Here is a 15,853-nt window from a genome sequence, read left to right as displayed (position 1 = left end):
GCTGTTTAGTATAGTTTAGCAATTATTATTATTTAGCAATCAAAAATATACTATATGAACCAAATTTCACTAGATAACCCTCCTGAAAACTCTAAAAAAAATAAAAGATTACTTTCTATTGATGCTTTACGTGGCTTTGATATGTTTTGGATCTTAGGGGCTGAAGGGATTTTCGCCGCATTATTCATTATTACTGGTTTTTCATTTTTTAATGATGCTGCCGCGCAGATGTTACATAGTCAATGGCATGGGTTTACTCTTTATGATTTAATTTTCCCGCTGTTTATCTTTTTGTCAGGAGTTAGTTTAGGAATTGCCGCTAAACCTATCGCTACTTTATCTATAGTGCAGCGTAAAGCTAAGTATCAGCATGCTATTAAGCGATTATTTCTACTTTTCATCTTAGGTATTGTTTATAACCATGGTTGGGGTACGGGAATTCCTGCCGATTTTGGTGAGATCCGCTATGTCAGCGTACTAGGCCGTATTGGACTCGCTTGGTTTGTTGCCGCTATGCTGGTGTGGCATTGTAGTTTAGCTACTCAGATAAAAGCTACTATTGGCTTGTTAGTTGTATATAGCTTAATTTTACTGTTTGCCAGTATTGGCGAGTTTGGCTCAGGTAACTTCTCACAGATGTATTCAATAAATGCATGGGTTGATCAAGCTTTGTTACCTGGTATTCGTTATCAAAATTTACCTGTAGATCCTGAAGGCTTACTGTCTAACCTAGGCTCTATTGTAAATTGTCTGGCCGGTGTTTTTGTTGGCCGCCTTATGATGCAACAAAAATCTTTACCAACAGTATTGTTACGAAATTTGCTTATTATTGGTTTATCTACTTTGGCTCTTGGCTGGGGTTTTGATTTAATTATCCCAGTAAATAAAACCTTATGGACACCTTCGTTTGTGCTAGTTACTTGTGGCTGGAGTGTTCTATTTCTGGCTTTATTTTATTGGCTCATTGATATGCAGAATTGGCAAACATGGGCTAAACCATTCGCTATTATTGGCATGAATTCGATAATTATCTATCTTGGTACGGCGTTAGTTAATTGGAATTACTTAGCGCAAAGCTTATTTGGTGGAGTAATAGCATCTGTTCCTGAAAGCTGGCAAACCTTATTGAGCATTATTGCCATAGTACTTTTACAATGGTTGCTTCTAGTTTGGATGTCACGCAACAAAATCTTCATAAAAGTTTAGTACATGGATGTACTACCCTTGGTGGGCAGGACGCCCATGGAAAGGGTTAGTGCTTGATATACACCCTTGGTGGGCAGGACGCCATGGAAAGGGTTAGTGCTTGATATACACCCTTGGTGGGCAGGAAGCCCATGGAAAGGGTTAGTTTTACTTAATTATTAAGCCCTCGTTTTCATTTAAAACAAGGGCTTTTTTGTACCTTAGTGCGGTTTGTAATATCTATTTACATATTCGCTAAATACACTTGTTAGCATTTTGTTAATATACGTATAGATAAAAATATTTTTTACATTAGAGGTCTATTGTGGCTACCAAGAAACAAATAATTATACCTGCTCTTATATTAGTGGTTGGAGTCTGTGCAATGGTTGTGTTTTCATCGATGAAAAAGCCGCCAGAAGAAAAAGCTGAGATTGATCTTACGCCAATCGTTGCTGTGGAAGAAATTTCTCTACAGCCGGTAAACTTAGATGTTTATTCGCATGGTGTAGTACAACCTAAATTTTCCACTGACCTAGTTGCGCAAGTAAGCGGACAAATTGTTGAACTATCTGAGCATTTTGTTCGTGGGGGATTCATTAAGAAAGGTCAAGTACTTGCCGTCATTGACCCAAGTGATTATGAAGCCGCATTAATTGAAGCTGATGCCAATTTAGCTACTGCGCGAGCTGCGTTAGAGTTAGAAAAAGCTCAGGGTAAAGTTGCAGAGAAAGAGTGGCAACGAATTAAAGATACATCTCCAACAGAGTTGAGTTTACGTAAACCACAATTAGCACAAGAAATGGCTAAAGTGAAAGCGGCAGAAGCCTCTGTTAAGAGGGCTAAACGAAATTTAGAGCGCACTAAAATAATCTCGCCTTATGATGCCATGATAGAGAGTCGAGAAATTGGGTTAGGCTCTTATGTTGGGGTAGGAAAAAATTTAGGTAAAATTTTAAATGTTGCTGTTGCTAAAGTTCGTTTACCGGTAGCTGATAATCAGTTGCAGTTTTTAATTGCTAGTGGTGAAAAAGCCAAGGTTATTTTAACCAGTGACTATGCTGGCGTTAAACAACAGTGGCATGCCGAAATAGTTCGCTCTGAAGGGGTTATTGATGATAGCTCTAGAATGAATTATCTAGTTGCTGAGATTTCTGACCCTTATGGTTTAGCTTCTGGTGAATTACCGCTTCGATATGGTAGTTATGTTAATGCGGTCATTAAGGGGGCAAAAGCGAGTAATGTCGCTATGGTTCCTAGGCATTTAGTTGCAGATTCTAAAGTCGCAGTATTTTCCCCTGACAGTAAGTTAGTTTATAAGGACGTTACTATACTGCGTCAACAAGGCAGCCAAGTAATCATTTCTGCCGGTTTAAATGATGGTGATTTAATCATTAGTTCGGCTTTAGACTTTCCTTTAGCAGGTATGAAGTTGGCATTAGCTCCTGAAAATCAGGAACAGCCAGCGACTCAAGAGGCTGAAACCCAGCTCGCATTAAAGGATAAATAATCATGATTGATACAAATAAAGGTATTATTTCTTGGTTTGCTCGCAACCCTGTTGCCGCCAATTTACTGATGATTATTATTATCGTTGGCGGCTTGCTAACAATGGGCACAATCCGCAAACAATTTTTCCCACAAGTTGAAATCAACTGGCTTGAATACAGAGCTATGTATCCTGGTGCAGCCCCTCAAGAGGTAGAAGAAGGGATAACGATCAAAGTTGAAGAAGCGCTTGAATCCGTACAAGGGATTGAGCGGATGATCACTTATTCAAACCGTAATTACTCAAATGGCTGGTTTAGAGTAAGTGATAGTTACGATCCTCAAATTGTGATGGAAGAAGTAAAGTCTCAAATAGACTCTATTTCTTCTTTTCCTGCCGGTATGGAGCGACCGACCGTTGAACGGATAAAAATGCGACAAGAGGTGCAGTATATCAGCCTCTATGGTGATATGAGTCACAAGCAGCTTAAAGAGCTTGGTCGAAACATCCATAATGAAATTCAGCAGTTACCATCGCTTAATGTATCTGAGTTTTATAGTGGTTTAAGTTACGAAATAGCCATTGAAGTAAGTAAAGATAAGTTAAGAGAATATAACCTTAGTTTTAATCAAGTCGCTAATGCGGTGAGAAGTTGGTCTCGCAATATGTCAGCAGGGCAAATTCGAGCAGCAAATGGTTACATTAACCTGCGCGTTGAGAATCAAGCCTATATAGGGCATGAATTCGAAAACTTACCTTTAATTACTCGTGCTGATGGTTCAAAAATCTTGCTTGGTGAAGTCGCAACTATTGCTGACGATTTTGAAGAGGGCATACAGCACTCAAAGTTTAACGGTAAAAACTCAGTAACATTTTTCATTGGCGCAGCTAATGATCAAAGTATTACTGATGTTGCCAAAGTGGTAAATAATTATATCGAATTAAAACAAAGCCAGTTGCCTGAAGGAGTGTCGATAGAAACTTGGGTCGATATGACTGAATATCTGGAAGGGCGTCTAGATCTGATGCTGAACAACTTATTAAGCGGTGGTATCCTGGTATTTTTAATGCTGGCACTGTTTTTACGTGTACGGCTTGCTTTCTGGGTAATGATGGGACTACCCGTTTGTTTCCTCGGTACTTTATTATTAATGCCAACAGCTATGATTGATGTCACCATTAATGTCATTAGTCTATTCGCATTTATTTTGGTGCTCGGTATTGTGGTCGATGATGCCATTGTTATGGGAGAGAGTGCTCATAGTGAGGTAGAAGAAAACGGTCATAGCCTTGATAACGTGATCCGCGGCGTAAAACGAGTCGCTATGCCTGCAACGTTTGGTGTGTTAACAACGATTGCTGCATTTTTACCTTTCTTATTTGGTGATGGACCATCTGCTGCTATGGGACAAGCAATTGGCTTTGTGGTGGTCTTGTGTTTAATTTTTTCTTTGGTTGAATCAAAGTTAATCTTGCCTGCGCATTTAGCGCGCATGAAACCGAAAGTACATAATCCTAAAAATCCTCTTGATCGAATTCGAACCTTTATCGATACCAAGTTAAAGAGTTTTGTTGAGAATACGTATAGAGCTGCACTTAAAAAAGCTGTTAAGTATCGCTATGGTATTGTTTGCTTATTTATTGCTTTTTTATTGATTTGTGCAGGTTTATTCCAAGGCGGTTTAGTTCGTTATATTGGTCAACCTAAGATCCCACATGATTTTCCTCGAATTCAACTAGAAATGAATTTAGATACATCTGAGCAAGATACACTGGCAGCAATAGAAGCAATTAAAGCTTCGTTATTCGAAGTGGATGCTGAAATTGAAGCTGAATACGGCACTCATATGATCTCGGATATGCAGGTTGAGCTACGTGGACGTACCTCTGGACGAATAATGATTAAGTTAATTGATCCTGAGTTACGTCCAATGAACACTTTTGAAGTAGCCGAAAGATGGCGAGAAAATATGCCAATGCTACCAGGAGTAAAAAGTTTAGATACCCAAGATAATTTATTTGGTAGTGATCGAGATGATGGCGATATTAGCTTTAGACTCGAAAGTAATAATGAACAGCAGCTAATCGATGCTTCTCGAGAGTTAACCGCTAAGTTATCTACACTCGTAGGTGTAAGTGATATCAATAATTCGCGCATGAATGCCGCCAGAGAAGTGCAGTTTAAACTTAAGCCATTAGCTTACTCATTAGGGTTAACTTTAAGCGATGTAGCTACGCAAGTCGGCTATAGCTTTTATGGTTTAGAAGCTCAGCGTATATTACGTAATGGTGAAGAAATAAAGGTAATGGTGCGTTATCCTCTTGCTGACCGTTCGTCTATTAGTCATGTTGATGATGTGGTTATTCAAGCGCCAAATGGTGCTGAAGTACCATTATCTGAAGTTGCTGATATCATCATTACTAAAGGGGTAAATCAAATACGTCGTGAAAACGGTAATCGTACAATTAATGTATGGGCAAAAGTTGATGCTGAAAAGGCTGAGCCATTTAAAATAGCCAGTGATATTCGTGAAAACTTTATTCCAAAATTAATGCAAAAATATCCTGCTTTAAAAAGTGAACTTTCGGGTAAAATCCAAGAAGAAATTGACAGTGCTAATACCCAGTTACGTGACTTTATAATTTCACTACTAATCATATATAGTTTGCTTGCGATCCCTCTTAAATCTTATAGCCAACCAATTATTATAATGTCGGTGATCCCTTTTGGTGTCATTGGCTCTGTTGCCGGCCATATGATTTTAGGTATCGATCTTAGTGTGTTATCTATCTTTGGTATAATTGCCGCCGCTGGTGTTGTGGTAAATGACTCATTAGTGATGATTGATTATGTAAATGGCGCGAAAAGGGCAGGGGTAATGACAAAGGTAGCAGTTGTTGATGCTGGCTGTAATCGCTTTAGAGCGATTTTACTAACCTCCCTAACCACATTTATTGGCTTAGTACCTATCATGACTGAAACCAGCATGCAGGCCAAGATGGTAGTGCCTATGGCTGTATCTTTAGGTTTTGGTGTATTGTTTGCAACGCTAGTTACACTACTTCTTATACCTTGTTTGTATGTTGTTATAGAAGATATAAAAGGCATGTTTAAGCGCAAGTCTAAACATAAAGAAGTATCGTCAGTGACAGCAGAAGAGCTTAAAGCTTAAGTTACTTTAATTCCTTAATGAAAAGGCCAGATAATTTAATTATCTGGCCTTTTGTGTTTCTGCTGTCGAATATAATAAAGTGATTAATTTGTTTTATTTACGCTCATAAACTTTAAAGTTGTAGTCGTGAGCATTCTTTTCATCAGCTTTGTGTGCGTCTTCACTAACACAATACCATTCGTTATTGGCATTATAATCTGGGAATTTTGTATCGCCATCGACAGCTAAGTCTATTTCTGTAATATATAAGCGCTGCGCAGCTTTAAGGCAATGCTGATAGATGCTACCACCACCAATGACCATAATTTCTTCAACATCAGTTACTAGTGCTAAGGCAGCATCTACAGAGGTGACTGTTTCAATATTATCTGCTTGATAATTTTCATCTCGAGAGATTACGATATTGCGACGACCTGGTAATGGAAAACCGATAGATTCAAAAGTTTTACGGCCCATGATCACCGGTTTTTTTAATGTCGTTTTTTTAAAATATTTAAGGTCGGCAGGCATATGCCAAGGCATTTGGTTATCTTTACCAATAATGCGATCGTCGGCGTGGGCAACGATCATAGATAAAATGGTCATTAACAGCTCTATAGTGTGGATTACAATAGTGTAATGATATCTTATTAGACAAGTGAATAGAACAAGTCGCAATAAATTATAAAGCTAGTGAAATGGCAGAAAGTAAAAAGCCAGAAAACAGGTTTCTGGCTTTTAATAGATCTATAAGAGCAATTAATGAACTTGCTATAAAATAAGACTATTTTTTGTATTCAACTTCTACATCGTAGTCGTCTTCATCCCAGTCATCATCATCTAAATCGTCTGAGTAGTCGTAATTATCAATGGTTTCTTGATGGTAAGTATCCCATTTAAACTCAACCGTATCTTGTATATCAAGTTCTTCTTTTTCTTCAGGAAGTTGCTCAATAAAGGTCATTAGTTTCTGAGTTAAATCTTCGGTACCTTCACGATTATAAGCAGAGATGTAATTTACTTCACCTTGCCAATCAAGCGCTTCAACAACTCGATCGATAGTTTCTTGTGCTTCATCTTCTAATAATAAATCGATTTTATTAAATACTAACCAAATTGGTTTGTCATAAAGCTTGTCAGAGTATTGCTTTAACTCTTCCATAATCGTTACTGCATTTTCAGCAGGGTCTGATTGATCGGCTGGCAATAAATCAACTAAATGTACTAGTACTCGACATCGTTCAAGATGTCTTAAAAATTGAATACCTAAGCCTGCGCCATCAGCTGCACCTGAAATTAATCCTGGAATATCAGCAATAACAAAACTACGTTGACTATCTAAACGTACTACACCTAAATTTGGTACAAGCGTAGTAAATGGGTAATCAGCAACTTTAGGTTTAGCTGCTGATACGCTGCGTATTAATGTTGATTTACCTGCATTAGGTAAACCTAACATGCCAACATCAGCTAATAATAAAAGCTCAAGTTTTAAGTTTCTTACTTCACCAGGTGTACCTAAGGTTTTTTGGCGAGGTGCGCGGTTAGTACTACTTTTAAAGCGTAAGTTACCTAAACCATGCCAGCCGCCTTTAGCTACTAACAGTTTTTGTTTGTGCTTAGTTAAGTCGCCAATTTGCTCGCCTGTGTCTTGGTCGATCACACGCGTACCAACAGGAACTTTTAAATATTCATCTTCGCCACCTTTACCAGTACAATTACGACTTCTGCCGTTTTCGCCTCGCTGCGCTTTATGAAAACGTTCAAAACGATAATCGATAAGGGTGTTAAGGTTTTCGTCTGCGATTAAGTATACGCTACCGCCATCGCCGCCATCGCCGCCATCAGGTCCACCGTACTCAATATATTTTTCACGGCGAAAACTAACACAGCCACTACCACCGTCGCCTGCGTCTACACGAATTTCTACTTCATCTACAAATTTCATTAGCTTAAATTAAGCTCCAAACATAAATGTATTAATATCATACCAAGTTACTAATTATAACGACTGTTCTGAAAAAGCACTAATTTCAGTGCACATTCTTTAGTGGCCATTATTTTCAGAGAAACCTTAATATAAAAAACTGTTGCTTTTAAAACAAAAAACCCCGCTTAAGGCGAGGTTTTTTAATTGGTTTCGCAACCTAATTAGTCAGCGATGATGCTAACGAATTTACGGTTTTGAGGACCTTTAACTTCAAATTGTACTTTACCGTCTGATAAAGCAAATAAAGTATGGTCTTTACCAATACCCATGTTAGTACCAGCGTGGAATTTAGTACCACGTTGACGAACAATAATGTTACCCGCTAAAACTGATTCACCACCAAAACGTTTAACACCTAAACGTTTAGCTTCAGAATCACGACCGTTACGAGTACTACCAGCTGCCTTCTTATGTGCCATCTTTAACTACTCCTATTAACCGTTGATGCCAGTAATTTTCACTTCTGTAAACCACTGACGGTGGCCAGCTTGCTTACGTGAATGCTTACGACGTTTAAATTTAACGATTTTAATCTTATCGCCACGACCTTGAGTTACAACTTCAGCTGTAACTTTTCCGCCAGCAACGTAAGGTGCACCTACGTTGATGTCTTCGCCATTAGCAATCATTAAAACATTTTCGAATTCTACAGTAGAACCAATTTCAAGTTCTAGTTTCTCTAAGCGAACAGTTTGACCTTCGCTTACACGGTGTTGTTTACCACCGCTTTGGAATACAGCGTACATTTGCTACTCCGTACTGCGTCAATATTATAGACGCGCAAATTAAAATATTAGGTCGCGGATTCTACGCGAAGATTCTTGCTAGGGCAAGCCTAATTATAAAAAATGATGTAATTAATTATTAATTTAGTATTACACATTAAAACACTTACTTAAATTATGTTGCTGGCGCAACAAATAAGCAGTTATTTTAACGGATTCATCCATAGATGTCTTTGTTCTTATCTGAAATCGTGTAAAATCAATACCCATAAAATAAGTGTAGGTTTTAAAAACAAATCTACATCTTAGCGTTTAAACATGAATGATAACGACGACCTATGAATATAACCGATATCCAAAAACTTGCTAGCCAAGATATGACCGCGGTAAATGACTTAATTTATTCGCAACTGCAATCAGACGTTGCTCTGATAAATCAGCTTGGTATTTATATAATTAATGCTGGTGGCAAGCGTATGCGTCCGCTATTAACAGTATTAGCTGCTCGAGCTTTAGGTTATCAAGGTAAGGAGCATGTCCACTTAGCTGCCATTATAGAGTTTATTCATACCGCAACACTTTTACATGATGATGTTGTAGATGAATCTTCGCTACGTAGAGGCCGTGAAACCGCTAATGCTTTATTTGGTAATGATGCGAGTGTGCTAGTAGGGGATTTCTTATATACACGCTCATTTCAAATGATGGTTAGCCTAAATAAGATGAGTATTATGGAAGTGTTATCTGATGCAACTAACATAGTAGCTGAAGGTGAAGTACTGCAATTAATGAACTGTAATGACCCAGACACAACAGTTGAAAGTTATATGCAGGTGATTTATTGCAAAACTGCAAAACTTTTTGAAGCAGCTACTAGGCTAGCAGCCGTTGTTACAGAACAAGATAAAGCGGTTGAAGAAGCAATGACGGCATACGGTAAGCACTTAGGTACCGCATTCCAGTTAATTGATGATTTATTAGATTACACTGCTGACGCTCAAGAAATGGGTAAAAACGTTGGTGACGATCTATCTGAAGGTAAGCCTACTTTACCTTTATTACATGCGATGCAACATGGTAATGAGCAGCAAACTAAGCTAATACGTGATGCAATTGAGTTAAGTAATGGTATGGACCATCTAGATGAGATCTTGGCTGCAATGCAAGATACTGGCGCTTTAGAGTTTACTCAACAAATGGCTGAACTAGAGGCTGAAAAAGCGATTGCAGCATTAGACTTTTTACCAGACTCAGAACATAAGCAGGCTCTTGTTGCATTAGCTCATTTATCTGTTGATAGAAATGCGTAAGAGTTTCTCTTAGATATTGAGTATATGTAAACTCTGCGTTTGCTATAAACCTAAAATCGTCATCCTTGCTAGCGAATTTATACCATATTGGTAATCCGGCATACCTCACATCCTGTAGGGCAAAAAAAAACGGCTAATTAGCCGTTTTTTTATGTTCATTTATCAGCAGTAATTATGCGATAAAATCAACGCCTTCTTTAATGTCAGCGTTTAATGTTGCTAACATTTCATTTTTAGCGTTTTCTTCATATGCACTCAATGTACCGTATGATAAGTATTCTTCAACACCATTTTTGCCTAAACGTACTGGTTGTGCGAAGTATTCAGCATCACCTGTATTGCCTTGAACGTATGCGTAGTCAACAACGTCAGCTTCGCCTTGTAGACCTTTAACAAGAGACATACAAAAACGAGCAGCAGCAGCACCCATAGATAAAGTAGCAGAACCACCACCAGCTTTAGCCATAACAACTTCAGTACCAGCGTTTTGAATACGAGGTGTTAAAGCATCGATTTCTTCTTGGCTAAACTCAACACCTTCAACTTGTGAAAGAAGAGGTAAGATAGTAGTACCTGAGTGGCCACCAATAACTGGAACTTTAACGTCACTAGTTGATAAGCCTTTAAGCTCAGCAATAAAAGTTTCACTACGGATAACATCAAGAGTAGTAACACCAAATACACGGTTAGCTTCGTATGTACCAGCTTTCTTAAATACTTCAGCAACAATTGGTACAGTGCCGTTAACTGGGTTAGTGATAACACCAACTAATGCTTTTGGACAGTTTGCAACAATGCCTTCAGCAAGAGTTTTAATAATGCCAGCATTAACAGCAAATAAATCAGCACGGTCCATACCAGGCTTACGAGGCATGCCCGCAGGGATAATTACAATATCAGCACCAGATAAAGCCGCTGCTAAATCATCAGCACCAAAGCCTGCAACTTTTACGTCAGTTGGGATGTGTGATAAGTCTACAGCAACACCCGGAACAACAGGGGCAACATCATAAAGTGATAATTCTGAACCTGCAGGTAATTGAGTTTTTAGTAATAATGATAACGCTTGACCGATACCACCGGCAGCTCCACAAACAGTAACTTTCATTGAAGTTCTCCAAGATTTATTAATTGTGAGTATTAACTCTGTATTTATACAATAGTCACTCAGTAATACTGAGTAATTACTTTATTTTTTTATTGGCACAAAAGATACAGAATCAAGGGTTAAATTACAATCAATTTTGTCATAAGATAGAAAACCTTGTTATTATACATTGGTCTTACTCAACAGATTATGTATATTATCTGAATGATTTCAGAGTAATACCTTCACTTAATGAAACTTTTTATATAAAGATAACAATATGAGCTTACAGCAAAAACAAGAAGCATTAGTAAATGCATTCAAAGATCTTTTAAAGCAAGAACAGTTTGGTTCACAAGGCGATATAGTCGATGCCTTAAAAAGCCAAGGATTTGACAATATAAGCCAGTCAAAAGTATCGCGTATGTTGAGTAAGTTTGGTGCCGTTCGCACTCGAAATGCTCGACAAGAAATGGTCTATTGTTTACCTGCTGAGTTAGGTGTACCAACAGCAAAAAGTCCACTTAAGCAGCTTGTGCTTGATATTGAGCATAACGAAGTAATGATCATATTACACACTAGTCCAGGTGCAGCTCAGTTAATTGCCCGTTTATTAGATTCATTAGGTAAGAGTGATGGCGTATTAGGAACCATCGCCGGCGATGATACTATTTTTATCGCGCCTACCGAAGTGAAAGAAATTGAAGCTACAGTTGATAAATTAAATTTATTATTTCAAAAGTATCAGTAAGTTGCAGTTAAAAGCTAGAAATAAAAAAGAGCCTCATGGCTCTTTTTTTGTAGTCAGTGGAAGACTGTTATTGCTCTGCTAATGCTTCAATAAAGTCTACAGAAGGAGCAAAAAATGCAGCGCCAGTTTCAGCTTGTGTATATTTAAGCATATGGTCAAAGTTACCGTGACCATCTCCGTTAATCATACTTTTTAACATCAGTTCGAAATTATCAGGAGTTTTACAATACGATATAAAGAATAAGCCTTGTACTTTCATATGGCCATAAGGCATGCTTTGTCTTAATATCTCAAGAGAATTACCGTTGGCATCTTTTAAGTTAGCGCGCTTGGTATGGGCGGTTAAAGGCTTATCTGCACTTGCATATTCGATATCGTCACGCTTGGTTCTGCCAAAGATATCTTCTTGTTGTTTCTCTTCAAGTGACTGCCATAAACTCATATTGTGGCGGTATCGCTGAATGTGTAAGTAACTACCTTTTACAAAGGCTTGGTCACTTTCTTCATCAACTAAAGCTACATCGCGCTTATGTTTACCTTTTGGATTTTCAGTTCCATCGACAAAACCTGTTAAGTCGCGACCATCTAAGTAGCGGAAGCCTTTAACTTGTTCAATTAACTCAACCGCTTCATCGAGAAGTTCACAAACTTTGGTACTAACTACGTGATTAACATCGGCTCGATCACTACGTATCTCAATAAATAGATCGTAGTTATTGGCTGGAGCAATACGATCATCGCACTTCATTGCGCTAAATGGTGTTAAATTTTTAGGGCGAGAATTAGGATAGAATTCATCCCAGTAGTTTGCACCGATAGCAATTACTGTGCTCATGTTAGCTTCGGAGAATTGATCGGCATAATAATCAAACAGTGCCGGTAATTTCGATAATGCTTTTCTTATGTATGCATTTTTATTATCTAATACATTAAATAGTAGGTAATAACTGTGCAGGTTAGGCTCAGCACAGATACCAAATTGTTCTCTTGCCATTTTATTACTCGAAATTGAAAATTTACTTGAATTAAGTATATGAGTTTATTGGAAAATGCAAAAGCTAATATTTAATCAAATTACTATTATTTAATTGCAGGTACAGAAAATAGCTGTTTATCATGCCATCTAAGCATGGTTAAACTTCCACCCCAAACACAGCCAGTGTCTAAGGCATATACATTATCATGCTGGCAGTGTCCTTCAAGTGACGCCCAATGCCCAAAGACCCATTGGATATTGTTTAATTGTGGCTGTAAATTAAACCAAGGCTGTAATTGCGCATTAGTATTATGCTCAGGGGCATTTTTTTGTTGAAACTCCAGTGAACCATCATTAAAGCAAAAACGCATTCGGGTGAAAGCATTAATACTAAAACGAAACCTTTCCTCTTCACTTTTTGCTAAAAGCCAAGAATTAGGCATGCTGCCATACATTAAAGTTAACCAATGATTACGTTCTTTTGATGATAATCTTTGTTGTACAAAGTGATTTTGTTCAATAGCAGTAGCAATACTCCACTGCGGACAAAAGCCAGCATGGCTAACAAAAGCTTGTTCATTAGGAAGTTGCAGTAATAGCGGTTGTAGGGCAAGCCAGTCGGTAAGCTCGTTTATGTCTGGAGCGTTTAATAGAGTGTCTAATTTATCATTGGCTTTAGCTTGTTTAATACCAGCATGCACCGCTAGTAAGTGCAGATCATGATTTCCTAGTACAACTTTAGCTGCAGGGCCTAATGATTTTACCATACGCAATGTAGCTAAAGAATCAGGGCCGCGAGCCACCAAATCGCCAGTTAACCATAGTTGATCATTATTTAAATCAAAGTTTACTTTGTCCATTAATTGGCAAAGCTCTTGGTAGCAACCTTGTATGTCGCCTACTAAATAAATAGCCATGCTTTAGTTTAAAATATTTGGTACGGATAAGCGGAAAACGGGTATTTCAACCCTGTAGTTTTTACCTTGTAAATCTTTGAAAATATAAAACCCTTCCATAGTGCCAAGCGGAGTTTTTAATACCGAACCGCTACTATAACGATAACGTTGACCACTTTGTAGAATAGGTTGTTGACCAACAACACCATCCCCTTCAACACTTACTTTACTGCCATTTGAGTCAGTAATAAGCCAGCTTCTTGATAATAACTGTAAGGTTTTATCACTATTGTTCTCAATAGTGATGGTGTAGCTAAAAACGAAGCGCTCTTGATATTGATCCGACTGTTGCTCGATAAACTCAACTTGGGTGGAAACTTTTACTAAATCAATAGACTCTAACATCAGCGAACTCATCTTGTTATTGCTCTGGTGGGTTATCCGCTAAGAAATTAGCAACATCAATATAGTCTTTAAGAGTTAAGTTTTCAGGTCGTAAACTAGCTTTAATACCTAACGCTTCAAGTTGTTCCACAGATATAAGCTTTTTAAAGCTATTGCGAATAGTTTTACGGCGCTGATTAAATGCTTCACGAGTTACACGCGCTAACCATTTTACATCTTTGGCCGGGTACTTAATTTCTTTGTGTGGAATTAAACGGACAATTGCACTGTCTACTTTTGGTGGTGGCTGGAATGCTTCAGGACCAATTTCCATCACCGGCATTACTTGGCAAAAATATTGCGTCATAATTGACAAACGACCATATGTTTTTGAGTTTGGTGCGGCTGCCATGCGATTGACCACTTCTTTTTGCAACATAAAGTGCATGTCTTGCACGCAATCTTTAAACGTTAGTAAGTGAAAGATCAAAGGTGTTGAAATGTTATAAGGTAAATTACCAAAGATACGTAATTTTTGCTCCGTTGCTAATGTGGCAAAATCAAACGATAACGCATCGGTTTCATAAATAGTGAGGTTCTTAGCAATGAACGGGTGGTGGCGTAAACGATGAGCTAGATCTCTATCCAATTCAACTACTGAGATATCACCGGCACGTTCAATAACTGGCTCAGTTAATGCACCTAACCCAGGGCCTATCTCTACCAGATTTTCGCCCTCACTTGGATCAATCGCATCGACAATTTTGCCAATTACAGCATCATCATGTAAGAAGTTTTGACCGAAGCGTTTTTTGGCTTGGTGTCCTAAGTGACTTTTATTGCTCATAGTTAATTATTTAATAACTCACTGTTGGTTGTTTAATAGTTTGGTATTGCTTGCTTTAACTCTTAGTATTAATTGCTATTGCTGATTATTTACTAATTCAATTGCATTATTAATTGCGGCCCTAAAGCTACCAGAGTCGGCTTTAGTTGTTCCGGCAAGTTCGATTGCCGTACCATGATCTACAGATGTTCTGATAAAAGGTAAGCCTAACGTGATATTCACCGAAGAACCAAACCCTTTGTACTTCAATACCGGTAATCCTTGGTCGTGATACATAGCTAAAACAGCATCGGCATCGTCAAGGTATTTCTGCTGAAAAATTGTGTCAGCTGGCAGTGGACCGACTAAATTTAGCCCATCTGCTCTTAAGCTCTCAAGTGCAGGAATAATCGTATCAATTTCTTCTCTACCTAAGTGCCCATCTTCTCCAGCATGCGGATTTAAACCACAAACATATATTTTAGGAGAGGCGATACCGAATTTTTCTTTTAGATCTTTATCTAGTATACGAGTAATTTTTTGAATTCGCTCAAAAGTTATTGCTTTTGATACATAGGCTAATGGAATATGAGTAGTCATCAAAGAAACCCTTAGTCCAGGAGTTGCCAGCATCATAACAACATCAATACAATTTGCTTGCTGGGCAAAATACTCAGTATGGCCACTAAATGGAATACCTGCCTGATTAATCAAACCTTTATGAACAGGTCCGGTGACAATTGCTTTAAATTCACCTGTCATATTACCTTCACAGGCAATTCGTAATGTTTCTACAACATAAGAACCATTATTCGGGTTTAATACACCTGGTTGGCAAGGCTCAGATAACTTAACTGGATACACCTGTATAGTGCCCGCTTGATGTGCTTTCGCTGGCGCATCAGTATCATAAATTGTAACTTGCAGAGGTAAGTTTAAACGCTGTGCTCGATCTTTTAACATGTCAGGATCGGCAATAGCAACTAACTGCACTGGCCAATTCTCTTGCGCAAGTTGTATTAATAAATCAGGTCCAACGCTTGCAGGTTCACCTGGAGTTACGGCAATTTTAAAAATCATGA

The 15,853-nt window shown here is 38.2% G+C and carries 15 protein-coding genes; 5 read left to right on the top strand and 10 right to left on the bottom strand.

The genetic code is table 11. The annotated features are described in order from the left end of the window. The first annotated feature begins 54 nt into the window (after positions 1-54). The 3 genes from nagX to FNN08_RS13945 all read left to right on the top strand — a co-directional run bounded on the left by nagX (position 55) and on the right by FNN08_RS13945 (position 5,847). Positions 55-1,206, top strand: a complete 1,152-nt coding sequence (gene nagX, locus FNN08_RS13955) for a transmembrane glucosamine N-acetyltransferase NagX (RefSeq protein ID WP_143586822.1) — start codon at positions 55-57, stop codon at positions 1,204-1,206. Between the two features lie 304 nt (positions 1,207-1,510). Continuing rightward, positions 1,511-2,695: an efflux RND transporter periplasmic adaptor subunit gene (locus FNN08_RS13950; protein ID WP_143586821.1), complete on the top strand. Its 1,185-nt coding sequence runs from the start codon at positions 1,511-1,513 to the stop codon at positions 2,693-2,695. A gap of 2 nt (positions 2,696-2,697) precedes the next feature. Beyond that, entirely contained in the window at positions 2,698-5,847 is a 3,150-nt protein-coding gene (locus tag FNN08_RS13945; protein WP_143586819.1) for an efflux RND transporter permease subunit, read from the top strand. A 93-nt stretch (positions 5,848-5,940) separates the two neighbouring features. Here FNN08_RS13945 and folA read toward each other — a convergent pair whose 3' ends face one another. From folA to rplU, 4 genes are all read right to left on the bottom strand, one after another. After that, a complete protein-coding gene (gene folA / locus FNN08_RS13940; protein WP_143586817.1) occupies positions 5,941-6,432 on the bottom strand; it encodes a type 3 dihydrofolate reductase in 492 nt (163 codons plus the stop codon). 178 nt (positions 6,433-6,610) lie between these two features. Continuing rightward, the gene (cgtA, locus tag FNN08_RS13935) at positions 6,611-7,774 is read right to left on the bottom strand and encodes an Obg family GTPase CgtA (protein ID WP_143586815.1); all 1,164 of its coding nucleotides are present in this window, start codon (positions 7,772-7,774) and stop codon (positions 6,611-6,613) included. A 203-nt stretch (positions 7,775-7,977) separates the two neighbouring features. After that, positions 7,978-8,235 carry a 50S ribosomal protein L27 gene (rpmA, locus tag FNN08_RS13930; RefSeq protein ID WP_143586813.1) on the bottom strand — a complete coding sequence of 86 codons (258 nt, stop codon included), beginning with the start codon at positions 8,233-8,235 and terminating at the stop codon, positions 7,978-7,980. Between the two features lie 15 nt (positions 8,236-8,250). Next, the gene (rplU, locus tag FNN08_RS13925) at positions 8,251-8,562 is read right to left on the bottom strand and encodes a 50S ribosomal protein L21 (RefSeq protein WP_143586811.1); all 312 of its coding nucleotides are present in this window, start codon (positions 8,560-8,562) and stop codon (positions 8,251-8,253) included. 317 nt (positions 8,563-8,879) lie between these two features. Between rplU and ispB the strand changes: the two genes are divergently transcribed. Next, on the top strand, positions 8,880-9,851 hold the full coding sequence (ispB, locus tag FNN08_RS13920; protein WP_143586809.1) for an octaprenyl diphosphate synthase: 972 nt from the start codon (positions 8,880-8,882) through the stop codon (positions 9,849-9,851). A gap of 172 nt (positions 9,852-10,023) precedes the next feature. Here the strand turns inward: ispB and mdh are convergent, their stop codons facing one another. Beyond that, positions 10,024-10,959, bottom strand: coding sequence for a malate dehydrogenase (gene mdh / locus FNN08_RS13915; RefSeq protein ID WP_143586807.1), 936 nt, complete (start codon positions 10,957-10,959; stop codon positions 10,024-10,026). A 259-nt stretch (positions 10,960-11,218) separates the two neighbouring features. On the opposite strand from mdh, the gene argR reads away from it, so the two are divergent. After that, on the top strand, positions 11,219-11,689 hold the full coding sequence (gene argR / locus FNN08_RS13910) for a transcriptional regulator ArgR (protein ID WP_143586804.1): 471 nt from the start codon (positions 11,219-11,221) through the stop codon (positions 11,687-11,689). A 67-nt stretch (positions 11,690-11,756) separates the two neighbouring features. On the opposite strand, the gene FNN08_RS13905 is transcribed toward argR, so the two are convergent. The 5 genes from FNN08_RS13905 to pdxA form a co-directional block, all read right to left on the bottom strand. Continuing rightward, the gene (locus FNN08_RS13905) at positions 11,757-12,683 is read right to left on the bottom strand and encodes a Dyp-type peroxidase (protein ID WP_143586802.1); all 927 of its coding nucleotides are present in this window, start codon (positions 12,681-12,683) and stop codon (positions 11,757-11,759) included. An 86-nt stretch (positions 12,684-12,769) separates the two neighbouring features. After that, the gene (locus tag FNN08_RS13900; RefSeq protein WP_143586800.1) at positions 12,770-13,582 is read right to left on the bottom strand and encodes a symmetrical bis(5'-nucleosyl)-tetraphosphatase; all 813 of its coding nucleotides are present in this window, start codon (positions 13,580-13,582) and stop codon (positions 12,770-12,772) included. Positions 13,583-13,585: 3 nt separating this feature from the next. After that, on the bottom strand, positions 13,586-13,978 hold the full coding sequence (apaG, locus tag FNN08_RS13895; protein ID WP_260679358.1) for a Co2+/Mg2+ efflux protein ApaG: 393 nt from the start codon (positions 13,976-13,978) through the stop codon (positions 13,586-13,588). A gap of 4 nt (positions 13,979-13,982) precedes the next feature. Further along, positions 13,983-14,792: a 16S rRNA (adenine(1518)-N(6)/adenine(1519)-N(6))-dimethyltransferase RsmA gene (gene rsmA, locus FNN08_RS13890; protein ID WP_143586798.1), complete on the bottom strand. Its 810-nt coding sequence runs from the start codon at positions 14,790-14,792 to the stop codon at positions 13,983-13,985. A 75-nt stretch (positions 14,793-14,867) separates the two neighbouring features. Beyond that, the gene (gene pdxA, locus FNN08_RS13885) at positions 14,868-15,851 is read right to left on the bottom strand and encodes a 4-hydroxythreonine-4-phosphate dehydrogenase PdxA (RefSeq protein WP_143586796.1); all 984 of its coding nucleotides are present in this window, start codon (positions 15,849-15,851) and stop codon (positions 14,868-14,870) included. Positions 15,852-15,853 lie beyond the last annotated feature (2 nt).

This window comes from Thalassomonas sp. M1454 (genome assembly GCF_007097525.1).
In the GTDB taxonomy this organism is placed as follows: domain Bacteria; phylum Pseudomonadota; class Gammaproteobacteria; order Enterobacterales; family Alteromonadaceae; genus Thalassotalea_A.
Note: the sequence above shows the minus strand (reverse complement) of the source record. Positions and strands in the feature narration are given on the sequence as shown.

Coding starts and splice junctions, on each gene's coding strand:
- nagX (WP_143586822.1), top strand. CDS start 55: ATGAACCAAATTTCACTAGATAACCCTCCTGAAAACTCTAAAAAAAAT.
- FNN08_RS13945 (WP_143586819.1), top strand. CDS start 2,698: ATGATTGATACAAATAAAGGTATTATTTCTTGGTTTGCTCGCAACCCT.
- folA (WP_143586817.1), bottom strand. CDS start 6,432: ATGACCATTTTATCTATGATCGTTGCCCACGCCGACGATCGCATTATT.
- cgtA (WP_143586815.1), bottom strand. CDS start 7,774: ATGAAATTTGTAGATGAAGTAGAAATTCGTGTAGACGCAGGCGACGGT.
- rpmA (WP_143586813.1), bottom strand. CDS start 8,235: ATGGCACATAAGAAGGCAGCTGGTAGTACTCGTAACGGTCGTGATTCT.
- rplU (WP_143586811.1), bottom strand. CDS start 8,562: ATGTACGCTGTATTCCAAAGCGGTGGTAAACAACACCGTGTAAGCGAA.
- ispB (WP_143586809.1), top strand. CDS start 8,880: ATGAATATAACCGATATCCAAAAACTTGCTAGCCAAGATATGACCGCG.
- mdh (WP_143586807.1), bottom strand. CDS start 10,959: ATGAAAGTTACTGTTTGTGGAGCTGCCGGTGGTATCGGTCAAGCGTTA.
- argR (WP_143586804.1), top strand. CDS start 11,219: ATGAGCTTACAGCAAAAACAAGAAGCATTAGTAAATGCATTCAAAGAT.
- FNN08_RS13905 (WP_143586802.1), bottom strand. CDS start 12,683: ATGGCAAGAGAACAATTTGGTATCTGTGCTGAGCCTAACCTGCACAGT.
- FNN08_RS13900 (WP_143586800.1), bottom strand. CDS start 13,582: ATGGCTATTTATTTAGTAGGCGACATACAAGGTTGCTACCAAGAGCTT.
- apaG (WP_260679358.1), bottom strand. CDS start 13,978: ATGAGTTCGCTGATGTTAGAGTCTATTGATTTAGTAAAAGTTTCCACC.
- rsmA (WP_143586798.1), bottom strand. CDS start 14,792: ATGAGCAATAAAAGTCACTTAGGACACCAAGCCAAAAAACGCTTCGGT.
- pdxA (WP_143586796.1), bottom strand. CDS start 15,851: ATGATTTTTAAAATTGCCGTAACTCCAGGTGAACCTGCAAGCGTTGGA.